This window comes from Clostridium sp. DSM 17811, assembly GCF_018861905.1.
Lineage (GTDB): Bacteria > Bacillota > Clostridia > Clostridiales > Clostridiaceae > Clostridium_AD > Clostridium_AD frigoriphilum.
The window spans coordinates 156838-173961 of the sequence record NZ_JAHLDU010000002.1 but is presented as its reverse complement, the minus strand read 5'-3'; the positions used below and the strand labels follow the sequence as shown (position 1 = coordinate 173961).

Annotated in this window: 16 protein-coding genes; 8 read left to right on the top strand and 8 right to left on the bottom strand. The window is 29.4% G+C overall.

Annotated features, from left to right (window positions below; translation table 11 throughout):
• Positions 1-10 precede the first annotated feature (10 nt).
• Positions 11-2047 carry a cell division protein FtsA gene (locus KPL44_RS03400; protein ID WP_216247412.1) on the bottom strand — a complete coding sequence of 679 codons (2037 nt, stop codon included), beginning with the start codon at positions 2045-2047 and terminating at the stop codon, positions 11-13.
• Positions 2048-2394: 347 nt separating this feature from the next.
• Between KPL44_RS03400 and KPL44_RS03395 the strand changes: the two genes are divergently transcribed.
• On the top strand, positions 2395-2613 hold the full coding sequence (locus tag KPL44_RS03395) for a hypothetical protein (RefSeq protein ID WP_216247411.1): 219 nt from the start codon (positions 2395-2397) through the stop codon (positions 2611-2613).
• 274 nt (positions 2614-2887) lie between these two features.
• Positions 2888-3085, top strand: coding sequence for a hypothetical protein (locus tag KPL44_RS03390; protein ID WP_216119611.1), 198 nt, complete (start codon positions 2888-2890; stop codon positions 3083-3085).
• 113 nt (positions 3086-3198) lie between these two features.
• Here KPL44_RS03390 and KPL44_RS03385 read toward each other — a convergent pair whose 3' ends face one another.
• Positions 3199-4497: a hypothetical protein gene (locus KPL44_RS03385; RefSeq protein WP_216247409.1), complete on the bottom strand. Its 1299-nt coding sequence runs from the start codon at positions 4495-4497 to the stop codon at positions 3199-3201.
• Positions 4498-5241: 744 nt separating this feature from the next.
• Positions 5242-7290: an ATP-dependent helicase gene (locus KPL44_RS03380; protein ID WP_331701081.1), complete on the bottom strand. Its 2049-nt coding sequence runs from the start codon at positions 7288-7290 to the stop codon at positions 5242-5244.
• A 139-nt stretch (positions 7291-7429) separates the two neighbouring features.
• Between KPL44_RS03380 and KPL44_RS03375 the strand changes: the two genes are divergently transcribed.
• Positions 7430-8908 (top strand): nicotinate phosphoribosyltransferase, encoded by a 1479-nt coding sequence (locus KPL44_RS03375; protein WP_216247406.1) that lies wholly within the window; start codon positions 7430-7432, stop codon positions 8906-8908.
• Between the two features lie 44 nt (positions 8909-8952).
• A complete protein-coding gene (locus KPL44_RS03370; protein WP_216247404.1) occupies positions 8953-9312 on the top strand; it encodes a hypothetical protein in 360 nt (119 codons plus the stop codon).
• Positions 9313-9377: 65 nt separating this feature from the next.
• Here KPL44_RS03370 and ndk read toward each other — a convergent pair whose 3' ends face one another.
• The 3 genes from ndk to KPL44_RS03355 form a co-directional block, all read right to left on the bottom strand.
• The gene (ndk, locus tag KPL44_RS03365; protein WP_216247400.1) at positions 9378-9851 is read right to left on the bottom strand and encodes a nucleoside-diphosphate kinase; all 474 of its coding nucleotides are present in this window, start codon (positions 9849-9851) and stop codon (positions 9378-9380) included.
• Positions 9852-9937: 86 nt separating this feature from the next.
• Positions 9938-10153, bottom strand: coding sequence for a hypothetical protein (locus KPL44_RS03360; RefSeq protein WP_216209077.1), 216 nt, complete (start codon positions 10151-10153; stop codon positions 9938-9940).
• Positions 10154-10275: 122 nt separating this feature from the next.
• Positions 10276-10917, bottom strand: coding sequence for a lactate utilization protein (locus KPL44_RS03355; RefSeq protein ID WP_216247398.1), 642 nt, complete (start codon positions 10915-10917; stop codon positions 10276-10278).
• A 187-nt stretch (positions 10918-11104) separates the two neighbouring features.
• On the opposite strand from KPL44_RS03355, the gene KPL44_RS03350 reads away from it, so the two are divergent.
• Complete coding sequence (locus tag KPL44_RS03350) at positions 11105-11464, top strand: winged helix-turn-helix transcriptional regulator (protein WP_253201603.1); 360 nt, start codon at positions 11105-11107, stop codon at positions 11462-11464.
• Positions 11465-11515: 51 nt separating this feature from the next.
• On the top strand, positions 11516-11866 hold the full coding sequence (locus tag KPL44_RS03345; protein ID WP_216247396.1) for a hypothetical protein: 351 nt from the start codon (positions 11516-11518) through the stop codon (positions 11864-11866).
• 52 nt (positions 11867-11918) lie between these two features.
• On the opposite strand, the gene KPL44_RS03340 is transcribed toward KPL44_RS03345, so the two are convergent.
• Complete coding sequence (locus tag KPL44_RS03340) at positions 11919-12521, bottom strand: NUDIX hydrolase (RefSeq protein WP_216247393.1); 603 nt, start codon at positions 12519-12521, stop codon at positions 11919-11921.
• A gap of 277 nt (positions 12522-12798) precedes the next feature.
• Between KPL44_RS03340 and KPL44_RS03335 the strand changes: the two genes are divergently transcribed.
• A complete protein-coding gene (locus KPL44_RS03335) occupies positions 12799-14055 on the top strand; it encodes a D-alanyl-D-alanine carboxypeptidase family protein (RefSeq protein ID WP_216247390.1) in 1257 nt (418 codons plus the stop codon).
• 60 nt (positions 14056-14115) lie between these two features.
• Here KPL44_RS03335 and KPL44_RS03330 read toward each other — a convergent pair whose 3' ends face one another.
• Positions 14116-15024, bottom strand: coding sequence for a DMT family transporter (locus tag KPL44_RS03330; protein WP_216247388.1), 909 nt, complete (start codon positions 15022-15024; stop codon positions 14116-14118).
• A gap of 324 nt (positions 15025-15348) precedes the next feature.
• Between KPL44_RS03330 and KPL44_RS03325 the strand changes: the two genes are divergently transcribed.
• The gene (locus KPL44_RS03325; RefSeq protein WP_216247387.1) at positions 15349-17091 is read left to right on the top strand and encodes a phosphoenolpyruvate carboxykinase; all 1743 of its coding nucleotides are present in this window, start codon (positions 15349-15351) and stop codon (positions 17089-17091) included.
• Positions 17092-17124 lie beyond the last annotated feature (33 nt).

Below are 17124 nucleotides of genomic sequence, written 5' to 3'. Positions count from 1 at the left end.
CTATGTTAAATCATCCTATTTTTATTTTTGTTTCCTCTGTGCCAATAATATTTTCCCAATATATTTCAATTACATCTCCATTATTTAGCGGCTGATAATAATCAGCTTTACTACCATTAAGCTTTAATATTAAGTTTCCTTTTGAAATAGTCAAATCAAAATCCACATAATTAAAAATATCTACAAATATGTATTTATCTTTTCCTTTAAGATCTATCATATTTTTGTTCACTTTAACATTCAAACTTTGTGTTTCCTTTTGTTCATTTTTATTATCTTTTTTTTCCACCTTAATTTCTTTAGTAATTTCTGCTACTTTATATATTCTGTCCCCTTCTTTTATAACATAATCCGAAAGTAATTTTTTATTATCTATCATAAAAGCTAAGCCACGAGTATCATCACCAAAATACTTTTCATATTCACTAATTGTAGTAGGTATTACTATTGAAACATCATCATCTTCTTTTATTACACCATTTATTATAGTTCTTATACCATTAATAAATGCTACAGGCTCAATATTACGAATTACATCTTCAAAATAGAAACTTACAGTTTGAATGTTTTTTACATAATCCATAATTTTAGGCTCAGCACTTTTCCCATCTACACTAAAGCTAACGTCAATGATATCACCTTCAGCCACTTCAGAATCAATATTACTAAGCAAGTTATTAATCTTAATTTCAGCGCTCGTAGCTAAGCTTCCAAATGCCACTCTTTTTATTCCATCAACTATAAATCTTATATTGCGTCCATTTTTACCAATCAATATCTTAGGATTTATACCCTCTTGCATCATCACATCCATAACAGTATGTTTATGTGCATTAAATAAACTTATAATCTTGTCATTTATCGTCACATCAACAAAATCATTTCCTAACCTTTTAATTGATACCAGTGCTATACCCAAAACTGTAACTCCAGTACTTCCCATGTCAGCATCACATATGCAGTCAGTTACTGAATCACGACCTTTAATAACGACACGGTTAATTGGCAGATTTAAAATTTTAACAATATTTTCTTTAATAAAAGGTGTATGTGCTCCACCTCCTACAAGAAATACAGCATTTGGAGCTTTTCCACCATTTAATTCAATTATTCTATTTCCAATTTCTTCTGAAATTTTCACAACAATAGGATTAATTATTTTTAATACTTCCTCTGGTTCTAAAATATTTTCAAAACCTAACACATCTATGTATTGAATTTTATCTTTCCCACTACATTCTTTTTTAATTTTCTCAGCAGTATTAAAATCAACTAAATATGCTTGAGATATTATTTCAGTTACCTCATCCCCTGCCATCGGTACCATACCATATGCACTTATACTATCTTTGCTACTAATAGCAATATCAGATGTTCCAGCACCAATATCCACTAAAGCCAAATTTAGAAGTCTAAGGTTCTGTGGCACGGCAGCTTCCATTGCAGCTATAGGTTCAAGTGTTAAACTTACAACTTCAAGCGACGCCTTATCCATGACTGCATAAAGGCTATCAACTACTGATCGTGGAAGAAATGTAGCAATTATCTCTACTGCAATTTTTTCTCCTTTGTGGGATTTTAAATTTGTGATTACGTATCCATTTAAATAATAATTTTTTACACTATATCCTACACAATAAAGCTTACCCTGAGATGCCTTTGCCACCTCCTCCTCTGCCATCCTAACTGCAGTGAGTTCTAAGCTTCTAATGGTTTCCCTATCAATTTCTTTATCAATATCAACTTCTATTTCAGACTTAACTTGCGTTGTCCTTAAAAATCGTCCTGCTGCTGCAATAGCTACTTTAGTTAATTTAACATTTAAATTATCTTCTAATTCTTTTTTCACCTTTAATACTCCACTAGCTACCAATTGAATGTCATGAATTTGGCCATCAATCATAGCTCTTTCTTCATGTTCAATATAACTTTCAGAAAGAACTTGGAATTTTTTATCAGATATTATACCAACTGTTCCTATAATAGATCTTGTTCCTATATCTAAAGCAAATATCAGTTCCTCTAAATTTACATTTGTGATTTTCATTTTTATACCTCTTTCTCACAAAATTATTTGAATGTTACTAATCCGAATAAGCTCATATTCATAGAATATGAGCTTATTGAAATTATATAACATTATATAACAATATTCAATAAAACTACTATATTAACTTAAATGTCCCCATTAATAAATAATTAAATATTATAATATATTATATAAAAACACTATATCCAATTATTTGTATTTATTACATTATATTTGTTATGCTTGCATCTTGCAACAATAACCCTTATAAAATATTATTTTCGGCTTATTATTATGGTACAGTTTATTTGTAATTTTATATAACGCCTCTATCTGTTCCAATTTATTCCATCTTGTCATACAGCATGTCTTCTGCATCCATTCAAAAATCGCTTTGTAATTTACATGTTTTGTGTTATAATACAGTTGAGGTGATTATCATCGATACTACAACAATAGAAAAAATATCAATAACACAATTAACTCATAAACTTGAAACTCAAAAGAAAAAAGATTTAATGTCCACGAATAATTTAATATATGATTCTGCTGAGGAGTATCTTAATAACTATAAGATTAATTAAACTAGGGAAACAATCGTTAATCTAAATAAACAAATATTTACTTTTATTATATATTTACCCCATTTTAGTAATATTAAATTATTTAAAGTTGCATTCTTTTTAGAGATTGCAGCTTTTTATATATTGATTCGCTTACATTTTTTTCAGTTATTTCCATGTAAACGTAGGTCATAAAGATATTTATTTTATATTTCATTTTTTATATTGCGCAAATCTTGGACATACTGTATAGTGATAATTAAATATACTATATTGGAATTTTGGAGGCGTAAATATGAGAGTAAATGAAGTAATAATGTACGATAAGTCAGCTTTTTTAATATATGTCACTCAGCAAGAACATGATGATCCGTCTTTTCAAACTATGTTGGATGGCTATAAAAAAAATTGCAATGACGTATCCGTTTTTATTAATGAATCTCTACCTATATGTGAAATGTTAAAAAAATTTATTCAACAATATCAGCATTAAACAAAAAAGGACTATCCACCAACTTCGGTAAATAGTCCTTTTTTGATTTGCATTTAATTTATGTGTAAAAATTAAAATTTATGCAATCCTCAATATGTTCCCTGCCATCAAAATCACTTGTGCTGAATATTTATATTTATACTGCTATACTTACCTGTTCGTGTAATTGCAGTTATATTTGCAGACATTAAAGTAGTCATTGTATTATAAACTATATTGCTTTTTATGCAAGCAGTTCCATCAGAGTTCCTTTCAAAGGTCGCCCCTATAAGGCTCACATGGCCATCCAATTCACTAAATTTCGTAATTAAGTTTGCATTTTGATCTAGTGCTATAAATGAAATTGCTTTTGATTCACCAGAATATATAGCTTCACTTGGAACTAATAATATAAACGAATCTATTTCCGCTTGTTTCTTTAATGTAGTACTTATTGTTGAAGATGTACCTCTCAAAGTAAATGCAGTGATCGCTACTGGCATATCCATTAAAATAGTATCGCTAGTTGCTGTTACTTTTATTAATCCTATTGATGGGTCTGTAGGATCTTTTACAAGTTGAGCTACTACATATGGATTTGACATATTCAACATATGATCACCAGTCAATATTAGGCCCTGTTCCATAAGCGTATAATTTGTTGTAGGTTTCCCACTAATATCTGTAGCTAGGTATCCAGCATAGAAAACGGTTGTAGTATCCCCTGCCGTCAACACTTTACCATCAACATTTTTTAATGATAAAAGTTTTATATCACTTAATGTACTACCTTGTGTAGATCCCACTAATTCAACGCTTAATGTAGCATTTGTTGAAACTCCACTTATTGGGTCATCGGCAGTTATTACTATACCCGAAGTAAATGTAAAAATATTCATGTTTGGTGTTACTTTAAGTATACCATTTCTTCCTTCTACTGTACCCACTCCAGATTTGAAGATTATACCATTAGCAAGAGATGTCGTTGTAATATCATTTCCTAATGAATCTAATACTTGATAAGTTGCATGCCCATCTCCAAAACCACTAGTTACATTATCAACTTCTAATTTAGTTGAAGTAATGTTAATTTTAGCAATTTTTTGTTGAGTTATTGCTATACCATTATTATATTTAATAGTTGAAATGTCTACATAATCTTTATTCACACGCGACCCATCATTATTTTTTATCCACCCGGTATCGTCTGTTTTTATAAAAATATCACCTTTACTTTTAACTACTGCATCATTAATTTGTTTTGCATTATTTAAATCATTCGCATACTCTAAAGTATACATATTTTCTCCTATTACTACAGAAAAATTTGTAACATCGCTAAAACCACTTAACCCCAGTGCCATCACTGGTCTTGACAGTGTAGCTATCAATAACACAAATCCCATCATCATAATTTTTTTAAAATTTTTCATTATTAGATTCCCCCTATTTTTATTACATTAAAACGCAATAAAAGCTATGTAAATATGGATTAACAAACATTATTATTTACTTCTTTGTTGTTAATAGTTACATATTAACACAATTTATGTTAAAAATAAATATTAAAAATATTTACCTATAGACTAAATGCAAAAAACTTCATTCAACAATATCAGCATTAAAAACTAAAGGACTATCCACCCAATTAGGCAAATAATCCTTTTTTTTACTTTTCTGATCATTTTTATGAATTTGAATCAATCTTATATCTACCAATAACTATTGTAGGATAAAATTTAAACTCTCTTATTTGTTCAATATTTTATTAAACCAATTGTTTTTTCTCTCCCTCTCATACTCTACCCTAGATTGTTGCATATTTTCTAAACTTTCTTGTAGGTTATAACTACAATAACAACAAAAAATTTCATTTTCATCTGCTTCTTTCCCACAATTTCCACATATGATCAATTTTATCCTCTACTTTCCACTATTATTTATTTTATATCTGACTAGTATTACCTAATCTATACTAAATTATTCTATTCTATAATGAATAGACTTTTGGAAATAGTCTATAATTTAGATATCCTTTTATTTTGAATGTTTTAAATGAAAATTAAAAAGTACTGCACTTAGGAATTTGCCTTTGTGCAGTACTTTTTTATTTATCTGTTTTATTACCTATGATTATGTAATTGTTTATTCCCACAGATTGGACAACATTAGAAGATTTATACTTTTGAAATCAATGAATTATTATAAAGCACACTAGTATCAAATTTTCTTATAATATCCCCTTCAAACTTAATCTCTAAATCCTTATCATTAATAGAAATTACAGTTCCACTTCCAAAACTTTTATGTACCACCATATCCCCTGATTTAAAAGGTAAATTAGCATCATTACCACCTATGATATTGCATTCCTTAATGAATCGTGATGTTTCTTTAACCTTTCCTTTAACACTTTTACTAATGCATAACCAAACATTGTCTATGGCTCTTGTTATTCCTACATAAAATAGTCTTCGCTCTTCTTCTAAGTTATTTTCTATGCTATTTGCATGAGGTATATTCTCCTCATTACAATTGATTAAGAATACATTCTTAAACTCCATACCCTTAACTCCATGGATTGTACTAAGTATGACCGCATCCTCTTCTACATTTTTCTTATGCTTACTTATTTCTTCTTTAACCTGTTCTACATGAGCTAAAAAAGCTATTATATTGTTATATCCTTCAGCTGATTGCCTAAATTCATCTATAACATCTTCCATCTCGCCTAAGTCAATTTTAAATTTAGTGCAATATTCCTTTATATAATCATGATACCCTATGCTTAATACTAAATTATCTATTGCACTCGCTAATGAAATTTTATTTAAGTAATGTATATCTTTTTTTAACTTATCTATCATCTTCATCTGAAATATAGGTATACCATCAATTTCCTTTAACATTTCAAAGCAATCCTCACGTACAATATTTCTTTTTATATTATCTAAATTTAATCTGCTTACATATCTAAATGGCTTATTAATTATTCTAAGAAAACTTTCTTTATCACTTAAATCAATGCTTAATTTTAAATATGCAATTATATCTTTACATATAAAATGTTGAAAAAAATCATATTCCTTATCTAAAAGCATAAAAGGGATCCTTTTTTTAATAAAAACATCTACTAAACTTCTGCATTCTACATTTGTTCTATATAATATGGCATTGTCTCTATAATTTTTATCAGGGACTGCCATATGTTTTTGAATGATATTACTAATTTCCTCTGCTTGGGCATTTTCATTTACATTATTAAGTACAACAATGCCACCATCTTGCTTCTTAAATGCTATTATATTTTTTTCATTTCTCATCTGATTATTTTTTATAGTATTCATGGATATTTCTACTATATTCTTTGGGCACCTGTAGTTAGTTGATAATTGTAATTTCCCTCCACCCTCAAAATGCTCTGAGAACTTAACCATACATTCAGGATTTGACCCTCTAAATCCATAGATACATTGATCCTCATCCCCCACTGCAAATATGGAGTTTTCCTCATTTAAAAGTTTTAATATCTCAACTTGCATAGAATCACAATCTTGAAATTCATCAACTAAGATATGCTTAAATAAAGATCTATACCCCTGAAGTATCTTATAATTTTTTATAAATAAATCTCTGCACCCTATTTGTAAATCATCAAAATCAAATAAATTTCTTTCTTTCCTATATTGCTCATAAATATTATATGCTGCTATAAATATTCCTTTATCAATACTAGGAGAGAACTTTTCTAATGTATCATCACTTGTTTTAAACACTGAAATATTATTTATAACTTCTTTTACCTTTTCATCGCCTACCTCATCTAAGTAGGACATTAATACGTTTTTTATAAGTTTATATACTTCGAATGTATCTATTATTTTTATTTCACCATAATAATTTTTGAGTATTTTATAAAACAAACCGTGAAATGTTCCAAAAAACGGAACACTTGCCCTCCCATTAATAGCAATATACCTATTTTTCATATTAATAGCTGCAGCTCTTGTAAAAGTAATTACAATAATATTTTTCTGGCTAAAATTTTGTTCATTTATTAGATGAACAATTCTATTAACAATGACAACTGTTTTACCACTTCCAGGCCCTGCTGTAACTAATAAATTTCTATTATTAGAAAAAACAGCATCCCTTTGCTCTTTACTTAATTTAGTACTTATTTTACTATCTCCAATTTTATTATTCATATTATGTTTTTTCTCCACTCTCATCCACCTACTTTAATTTATCATATATTGTGTTTAAACCTAAAATACTAGTATAATAATCCTAACAAAACATTAATATATAATTATGTTATAATTTCATTATATACTTTTATTAAATTTCAAAGGGGAAAAAACTATGATATATTCAAAAGATTTTAATGTGAGAAATGAAAGAAATCTAACAATGCTTGTAGACTTTTATGAATTAACTATGGCAAACGGTTATCTTGATAATAATGTTCAAGACAAAATTGCATACTTTGATATGTTTTTTAGACGAATTCCTGATGGCGGCGGTTATTGCGTTATGGCCGGTGTACAGCAATTACTTGAATACCTTTCTGATTTATCATTTTCAAAGGATGATATAGCCTATCTTGAGAGCAAAAATACTTTTTCAGATAAATTTATTGATTATTTAAAGAGTTTTAAGTTTTCTTGTGACGTATGGGCAATACCTGAAGGTTATCCTGTTTTTCCTGGTGAACCCTTAGTTACAGTTAAAGGACCTATTATACAGGCTCAATTTGTTGAGACAATGGTCCTTCTTACAATAAATCATCAAACCTTAATTGCTACTAAAGCTAGTAGAATATGCAGAGCTGCAAAAGGTAGACCTGTAATGGAATTTGGTTCAAGGCGTGCTCAAGGCTATGATGGTGCTATATATGGAGCTCGTGCTGCTGTTATTGGTGGTTGCGTTGGTACTGCCTGTACTATCGCCGAGGAAATGTTTGATATTCCAGCACTAGGAACTATGGCTCATAGTTGGGTACAACTTTTCGATACTGAATATGATGCCTTTAAAGCTTGGACGATAACCTACCCAGATAACTGTGTACTTCTTATAGATACTTATAACGTACTACGCTCTGGTATCCTTAATGCTATAAAGGTGTTTAATGATGTACTTAAACCTATGGGCAAAAGGCCTAAAGGAATACGAATTGATAGCGGTGATATTACTTATCTAACTAAAAAAGTTAGAGAAATACTAGATGAAGCTGGATATGATGATGTAAAGATTACTGTTTCTAACTCGCTCGATGAATATATTATTAGTGGAGTACTCGAAAACGGGGCACAAATTGATAATTTTGGTGTTGGCGAAAGGCTTATTACTGCAAGATCTGAACCAGTATTTGGTGGTGTTTATAAACTTGTTGCAGTCGAAAATGATGGAGTAATAATACCAAAGATTAAAATTAGTGAAAATGCAGAAAAAATTATTAATCCTGCGTTTAAAAAACTATACAGAATTTTTGATAAAACAACTCATAAAGCTATTGCAGATTTCATTACCTTGCATGACGAAAAATTTGATGAAAACAGGCCCCTTGAGATATTTAATCCAACTTATACTTGGAAAAAGAAAAATCTTAAACACTACTATATAAAAGAGCTTATGGTTAAACTATTTGAAAATGGTAAACAAATTTATGAATCTCCATCTGTTATGGAAATAAAAGCATTTTCTGAACAAGAAGTCTCTAAATTATGGACAGAAGTTTTAAGATTTGATAATCCCCATGCATATTATGTAGATCTTTCTTGGAATTTATGGAACCTAAAACAAGGTCTATTAAATCATTATTCTGAAATTCTTGAGGAATAACATGAATATGCCTATTACATCATAGATGAATGTTAGGAGGACGTATGGCACAACCATTAAAAATCAAAATTTCAAAAGTTGCTCTAGATGAGCTAATGGAAATGATTCAACTTGACGAAACATGTGATAGCGTAAGATTCGTATTCGACAGTGCTTGTTGCAAGACTTCAAAAGTTGACATTTACCTAGATAATTTTAAAACAGGAGATATTAAAAACAATATTGATAATTTGAAAATATTATATGATAATACTCTTTTAGATAACATTTGCGAACTCACAATAGCCTATAGTGATTCTAGATTTTGGGTTAAAACAAAGCTTACAGTCGATAGTAAACCTAGTTGCCCAAAACATGGCAGTGACTCTTGTGGTGGTTGCTCTGGGCATTGCGGTTCACATTAATTACTAAAATTACAACAAAAAGCTAACCAAGATTAAATTGGTTAGCTTTTTAATATAGATTTATGTTAAACATTTACTAACGGTCCCTGTGTTTGTGCAAACAAATTCCTAGAGCTCCCAAAGATATCCTTGCACGTAAGTTCTGGAAACCAGATTGAAATTTCATATTCTGCACTATCTATACTATCAGAGGCATGAACTAAATTATTAGTTTTATCTATTGCAAATTTCCCTCTTATGCTTCCAATTTCTGCTTTAACAGGATCCTTATCTCCATTAATTTTACGTGTTATTTCAATAGCTTTTTCACCCATTAAAACCATAGCACATATCTTGCCTTCAGTAATATAATTTATTAGTTTTTCAAAATATTCGCGTCCCTCATGTTCACTGTAATGTTTCCTTGCAATATCTTTTGTAGCCGTTATCATTTTCAGTGCTACAATTTCTAGTGATTTCTCCTCATACTGGTTAATGATTCTTCCAATTAGTCCACGTTTAACTCCATCAGGTTTAATTAATATCAAGGTTCTTTCCAATTAAACTCACTTCCCTGCTTAATATTTTAGGAAAACAAAATTAAATCCCATTAGTTAATATTATGCACAATTACATAATATTAATACTACAAGTATCGATCTTTGTACAATGATTTCAATTGTGAATTTCTATCCTCACTAAATATATCATAATCAGTAATATTCTTAATGATAAAGGGTTTAAAATCTTTTAACTCAACAAATGGACATTTGCCTCCATTATCTGACCATTTATGTAAATCACACTCTTTAAAACACTCTACCTCTTCCTCCATAGTTGTTAAAAAAGGACACTGTAACATCTCATCACTCCATTTCCATATTTTGTTACTAAAGTAACTTTGTAACTTTAGTAACATTATAAGGCTTTTTACCAATAAATTGAAGTGTTTTTTCAATATTAACTATAAATAATTATATGTCGTTAATATCCAAGTTCCTCACCAATCACAACTACTGTAATATCTGTTCTCACAGGCCTTCTTTTAATTACAGAGTAAACTCTACATATTCTACTAGCTGCTTTACAATCCATGCAAACACCAGTTTTAGTACAAGGATTTGGCATCTTTAACCTCATGTTATTCATTGGCGCTGCAATTTGTTCTAGTCTTTCAAAAGCTGAAGATTCATTTTTACAAATTTTATTAACGCCAACTACAACAATAACTTTTTTAGGTCCAAATGTCATTGCGGCAATTCTATTTCCTACGCCATCAATATTGACAAGTTCACCATCCATTGTCACAGCATTAGAACTACATATAAAAACATCACTAAGGAGTTCCCCTCTCATAGTTTCCATTTTATCATCAGGTGATAAAGTCGGATCTCCATGATCTAGAACAAATCCTCCAAGGGATGCTACCTTTTCTTGTATGCCGAGTTTTACTACAGTCATAGATCCTCCAAAGCCCACCTTATCTCCTTTACGTATATTATCCATTATAAATTTTGATGCCTCAACTCCTGTTTTAAAATAAACAGCCGAAAAATCATTTTTTTTAAGATTTTCTACCACTTTTAACCCTATAGTCTCATTATGCAAATTATAAATTTCTTTCATTTTTTTCCTCCTTCTTCAATATGCCTTATAGGCATATTGTATATAAAATATATCAATGATATAATTGTACATACTAGATGTTTTTTAAACAAGTACTAACTTATAAGTTACTTAGTATCCTAAGTGACCTAATATCCTAAATTGCTATATATTACTAAATTTACAATAAGAAATACAGGAGGTATTTATGAGTGATAAAATAATGAAAATAAATAACAAAGAATATAGTTGTGCTATAGAATTAACATTAGACATTATAGGTGGTAAATGGAAGCCGATAATTCTTTGGAGATTAGCTAATAACGGCATATTAAGATTTAGTGAATTAAAACGATCCATGGGTGTAATAACTCAAAAAATGTTAACACAACAACTTAGAGAATTAGAAGCATATGAAATGGTTCATAGAAAAGTATATGCCGAAGTTCCGCCAAAAGTAGAATACTCTTTAACAAAACAAGGTAAAAGCGTAATGCCAATACTCGACATTATGTGTAAATGGGGAACAGATTATTATGAAGAAGCTATAGATGGTAAAAAAGAATAGTGTTATGTTTTAACTTTTAGGGCATATTATTTCCTAAAAGGAGTGATTTTTTTGAACATAACTAGTCTATCTCTATCATATATGTTTTTTGTTGTTTCTATAATAGAATTTATATTTTTTGTATATTACAAATTTCTTGTAATTAACACTGGCGCTAAAAGTAAACGTCGAGAAAATATTATTGGAACTATGAAAGATCCCGAGCATTGGAGAAAAAGAAATAATATAATAGCATTTATTTCTCTCTTTTGGTCCCTTACATCAATTTTTGCTTTTATTTATTTGAAATTTTTCTATTCTACGCGTTTGCTTTCAATAGTATATGTTTTTATCTATATAGCTGCTATTGTATTAAGTATTTGCGTATTCATTAAGAAAAATAAGATTGTTCCTAATAAATAGCATAACCTAAAAAGCAGTAATAATTTAAATATTATTACTGCTTTTTAAAACTTTATTTTTCTAATACTTTGATAAAACTTTTAATAATCTGAGCTGTGAAGCCCCATATTACGTAGTTATTATACTCATAAAAATATTGATCTAAAAACCCTTTCCTAAACTTGTAATCTTTTCCTCCATTAATCAAATGGAAAGGAAAACCTTCTTGTTTTAAGGGTCCTATCTCCATATTATAATAGAGTGGCTCACCCTCTAAAAAGAATTTTAATGGGACTTTAAATATATGATCTACTTCATCTTCACTGGGGTTTATTTCACCATATTTTAGATACCCTACATAAGCATACATTATATTTCCATAAGGACTTATATAATAATCCATATCCCCAATTATTTTAATTTGATCTCTTTCCAAATTTAGTTCTTCCATAGTTTCTCGCACCGAGGTTTCCTTTGGATCTTCATTCAGTTCAACTCTCCCACCTGGCAGACAAACATCACCTGGCTGGCTTCTTAATTTCAAAGCGCGTACTTCAAATACAATAGATAACTCATCATTATCCTCTACAAGTAATATCATAACCGCACTTTTATCAAACTCCCCTATTACTTTAGGAATTCTATCCTTAAATATTTCTTCTACCTTATTTATCATGTTAATCACAACCTTTCTTACGCCACCAACGTGGCACGTGGCAAGTGAATTTGCAATTTACTTTAAAGTGAAATTATTATATCAATACATACTTTTAACTATAACATAAAATAAGAAAAATTTGTTAATGATGCTTAAATGATGTCATTATATTAACTTCGTCCTAAATATATTATGAAGAACAATGTACCTTGTTCTTCATAAATTAAAATGCTATACTTATGCTTGTGTTTACTCATGTATAAATATAAAATTTAATTAAATTGGAGAGATGAAATTGAAAAGAAGAAACCGGCTTTTATTATTTACACTGCTCTTTACTTTAGTCTTTTCTACAACAGTTTTTGCCACTACCAACCCACCAGAATTAGATGGTAAAGCTGCAATCTCTGTAGATATGGACACTAATGAAATTATTTACGCAAAAAACATTGATAATAAGATGTACCCTGCGAGCATCACAAAGCTTATTACAGCTTTGCTACTTGCTGAAAATAAGACTACAACGGACAACTTAAAATACACTAAGAATGCAAAGGCGCAACCACCGTACTCTTATAACCTAAATATTCATCCCGTAGCTATTGGAGATACAATGTCCGCTGACAATGTAATGGATGGACTTCTTCTTTATTCGGGAAATGATATTGCTTATATGATTGCCGATAACGTCGGTGGAAATCCAATTAATTTCGCTAAAATGATGAATGATAAAGCCGCAAAACTCGGAATGACAGGTTCTCATTTTATCACCCCAAATGGGCTAGATGATGCAAATGATAAGCATTTTACAACGCCTTACGACTTAACTCTTGCAGGCAGAGCTGCTTATAAAAATGATTGGGTAAAGAAATCTATGGGTAAAAAAACAAGTGTAATTAAATCTACTAATGGCCCAGTCGCTACTGTTACTAACCGAAATAAACTGCTTGGCATAGATGGTAACGTAGGTGGTAAAACTGGATATACAATAAAGGCTGGAAGATGCCTAATTTCTATATATGAACGTAATGGTCGCCATATTTTGGGTGTAGTTATGAATTCTACATATAACCTACCAAAAGATACAATAGTTTTCGATGATATGACCAAACTTATTAATTATAGTTATGCTGCTAAAAAAGAAGTAACTACAAAAAAAGATACTGCTATTAAAACAATAATATCTGTACCCTACAAAGTTATTCCATTTATAGGACCAACAAAAACAATTAATATACCACTAGACTCAAAAGAAGATGTGACTTTTTATAAAAATGATGTCAAACGAGAAACTACCATTAAAGTCGATCCTATAAAGCCATGGAAACTTAATAAAAAAACCTCTATTGGAACTTTAGTTGTTAAACAAAAGGATTATATTAAAACTTATAAATTATATCCAATGGTTTCAAAAGCTACTATACTCAAAAATAATATAATTATCTATGCTGCAATTGCAGTTGTACTAATTGCTATTATAATATTAGTTCTCATATTAATATCTTCTATTCGTAGACGAAAAAATCGCAGCGGTAGAAGAATAAGATACTAGTACATTTACAAAAGGGATTATGTTAACTTTTTAGTTAATATAATCCCTTTTTAAATATAGTTATAAATTTTCATATACCCTCTTATGTTTTCTAAAATTTAACCTACCATCTAAACTAACTAAAGTTACTCCTACTATTATAACTAAGCACCCTAATACCTGCCAAATCGTAATGGTTTCATTTAGTATAACTGCTGCTGCAATCAGACTCATAATAGGCTGTAAATTTATATAAGTAGTTATAATTGTTGCTCCAAGTTCCTTAAGGCAATGTACATATAATACATATCCAACACATGAGCAAAAAATTGATAGAAAAATTAAATTTAATATGACTTTTACAGAAGGAATTTGCAAATTACTAAACAATAGTGAGGGACTAAGAAATAATGATCCCCACATGATCTCATAAGTAGTTATGGTTATGACTTTATAATTTCCTTTGAAGCTACTACAAACCATGTTATAAATTACCCAAGAAAACACTGCCCCAAGCGCCATAAGATCTCCTATATTTCCTTTTGATAAAAGACTTACTCTTTCTTTAGATGCAATTATTATAATAATTCCAACTAAACTTAAGGTAGCGCCAAATATTTTTCCATAAGTTAATTTTTCTTTAAAAATTATTCTTTGGGAGAATATAGTAAATACAGGTATTGAAGCAATTAAAATTGCGACATTTGATGCGGATGTAAATGCTACAGCATAGTTCTCAAAGATAAAATATATCGCTACTCCAAAAAGCCCACCTAAAGCAAATTTAAATTTATCTCTTTTTAAAACTTTTTCCTCGGGAAATTTTACTTTTAATATTATAAATAAAATTATTGCTGCGAGTACAAACCTATAAAAGGCTGATAATATTGGACTTACCTCTTCTGATACCACCTTTATGCTTAAATAAGATAAGCTCCATATAAACATTAATATAATTGCCATTATATGCGGTGCCACTTTATTTTTCAATATATCATTCCCCCTTACTTCCCCTTTATTTTTATCAATGCTATAATTATATAGCAAAACTTTCAAAAATTAAACTCAATTTTGTCATAGTTATACATTTATTTTAGTCTCTTATAATAGTAAGCCTTCTAATATTATACCCTTAGTATTCACATCCGTTACTTAACCTTCTAAATAGTATTTTGCAGTTTCAGTATTGTTAATATATCACTTTTATAGTATTATAATATTGTATTCGATTATATATTGATGTTTATGATGATTTTCACCAATATGTATTTCAATTATCAAAATAATTACGTAATCATACGTGGAGGTGTCAACTTGAGAAAAGAATTTTCCCTAAGTAATGAAAAAGTAATGATAAATTTTACTGCAAAATATTGTAATACTCCTGTTAAATTATTGGAAAGTGTTGGATTCAGAAGAGTTTTTAACGCTTATCTCAAGAAAATCAAAAAGAAGAAATCAAATATATACAAATATTTGATCGAAAATACACAAACAGAAACTGAGGATTTAGATATTTTAATAATACATTTATTTAAACTCCTATCAGTATTAAATGTAAATGAAATTGTAGATTTAAATACTAAATATAGTTCTCTTATAAATAATAAAAGTACTTTCATAGATTTTGTAGAAGACTTCTATAGTTTTTGGAGAAAACTTGAAAGATATACTGTAATTCACAACAATAAAATAAATGAGGGTATAGAAAAAACAAGTTTTGTTGAAGCTAATAATGGTTTTTCAATGCTTATACTTGATCTATATAGAAAAATCGAAGAAAATGTTGTTGGTTATAAACCTAAAGTTTACAGACAATTACCCGCAGGTGGTAATGCTGGTTTAATTGTTAATACAATAAATTGGCCAATGCCTTTAGGATATGAACAATTGAAAAATGTTCCATTTATTGATGCAATAATTCTAGATTTACCTTATATAAGTTACCCTAAGAAGAATACACGTGATGGAATTTTTGATGAATGTTTTGAAAACCCATTAAAAAATTGTACTATAACCCCGGACCATTGGTTTTGTTATCCAGCTAAGGTAGGTACACTACTTGCATTCATTTATGTTCACAGAGATTTTATGGCTCATGCAATAACTCTTTGTAACTTATTCGAAATGGCAAAAGAAAAAGAGTATAGAGATATTAAACCAGATATAGTTTTTGTTTTTGGTGCCAAAGATTCTGCCCCTGACGTCAAAACAGTATTTTATGACGATAAGGAAAATGATATTATGCTTGGATATATAAATTATGGTGACGAAATAGATTACTTTGGATATGTAAAAAAGATGGCCTTAACACTTCATAATTTAATAATGATTAAACGAGGTTCACTACCAATTCATGGTGCGATGGTACACATTATTATGAATAATGGTAACAGCGCTAATGTTGTTATTATGGGTGATAGCGGTGCTGGTAAATCTGAAAGTTTAGAAGCTTTTAGAAGTTTAAGTGAAGATTATATAAGCGATATGACCATAGTATTTGATGATATGGGTTACTTAACTTTAAAAGAAGGTTCAAAACCACTAGCTTTTGGAACTGAAATAGGAGCATTCGTAAGACTTGATGATTTAGATGCAGGTTATGCTTTTAAAGAAATAGATAGAAGTATATTTATGAATCCTGATAAAATTAACGCAAGACTTGTTATGCCAGTAGCAAGCTATAAAGATATTATTAAGGGTTACCCTATAGATTTATTCCTTTATGCAAATAATTATGAAGAAGTAAAAGATGGTATGGGAGAAATTAGTTTCTTTACAAATGCAAAAGATGCAATAGATGTTTGCAAAAGAGGCGCTAGAATGGCAAAAGGTACTACAACCGAATTAGGCCTTGTAACATCTTATTTTGCAAATCCATTTGGCCCTGTACAAAAACAAGAACTAGTAAATGTTCTTATAGATAAATATTTTGAGGACCTTTTCAAAACAGGAGTGAAAGTTGGACAAATTAGAACCTCACTTGGAGTTAAAGGACAAGAAAAAGATGGTCCTAAAAAGGCTGCTAAAAAATTATTTGAATTAATTATAAAATAGTAATTATGTGAAAAGGCCACTGAAATTTATGTA

Excerpts from the sequence above, each read along its gene's own strand:
- KPL44_RS03400 (WP_216247412.1), bottom strand. The coding sequence starts at position 2,047 with ATGAAAATCACAAATGTAAATTTAGAGGAACTGATATTTGCTTTAGAT.
- KPL44_RS03395 (WP_216247411.1), top strand. The coding sequence starts at position 2,395 with ATGTCTTCTGCATCCATTCAAAAATCGCTTTGTAATTTACATGTTTTG.
- KPL44_RS03390 (WP_216119611.1), top strand. The coding sequence starts at position 2,888 with ATGAGAGTAAATGAAGTAATAATGTACGATAAGTCAGCTTTTTTAATA.
- KPL44_RS03385 (WP_216247409.1), bottom strand. The coding sequence starts at position 4,497 with ATGAAAAATTTTAAAAAAATTATGATGATGGGATTTGTGTTATTGATA.
- KPL44_RS03375 (WP_216247406.1), top strand. The coding sequence starts at position 7,430 with ATGATATATTCAAAAGATTTTAATGTGAGAAATGAAAGAAATCTAACA.
- KPL44_RS03370 (WP_216247404.1), top strand. The coding sequence starts at position 8,953 with ATGGCACAACCATTAAAAATCAAAATTTCAAAAGTTGCTCTAGATGAG.
- KPL44_RS03360 (WP_216209077.1), bottom strand. The coding sequence starts at position 10,153 with ATGTTACAGTGTCCTTTTTTAACAACTATGGAGGAAGAGGTAGAGTGT.
- KPL44_RS03355 (WP_216247398.1), bottom strand. The coding sequence starts at position 10,917 with ATGAAAGAAATTTATAATTTGCATAATGAGACTATAGGGTTAAAAGTG.
- KPL44_RS03350 (WP_253201603.1), top strand. The coding sequence starts at position 11,105 with ATGAGTGATAAAATAATGAAAATAAATAACAAAGAATATAGTTGTGCT.
- KPL44_RS03340 (WP_216247393.1), bottom strand. The coding sequence starts at position 12,521 with ATGATAAATAAGGTAGAAGAAATATTTAAGGATAGAATTCCTAAAGTA.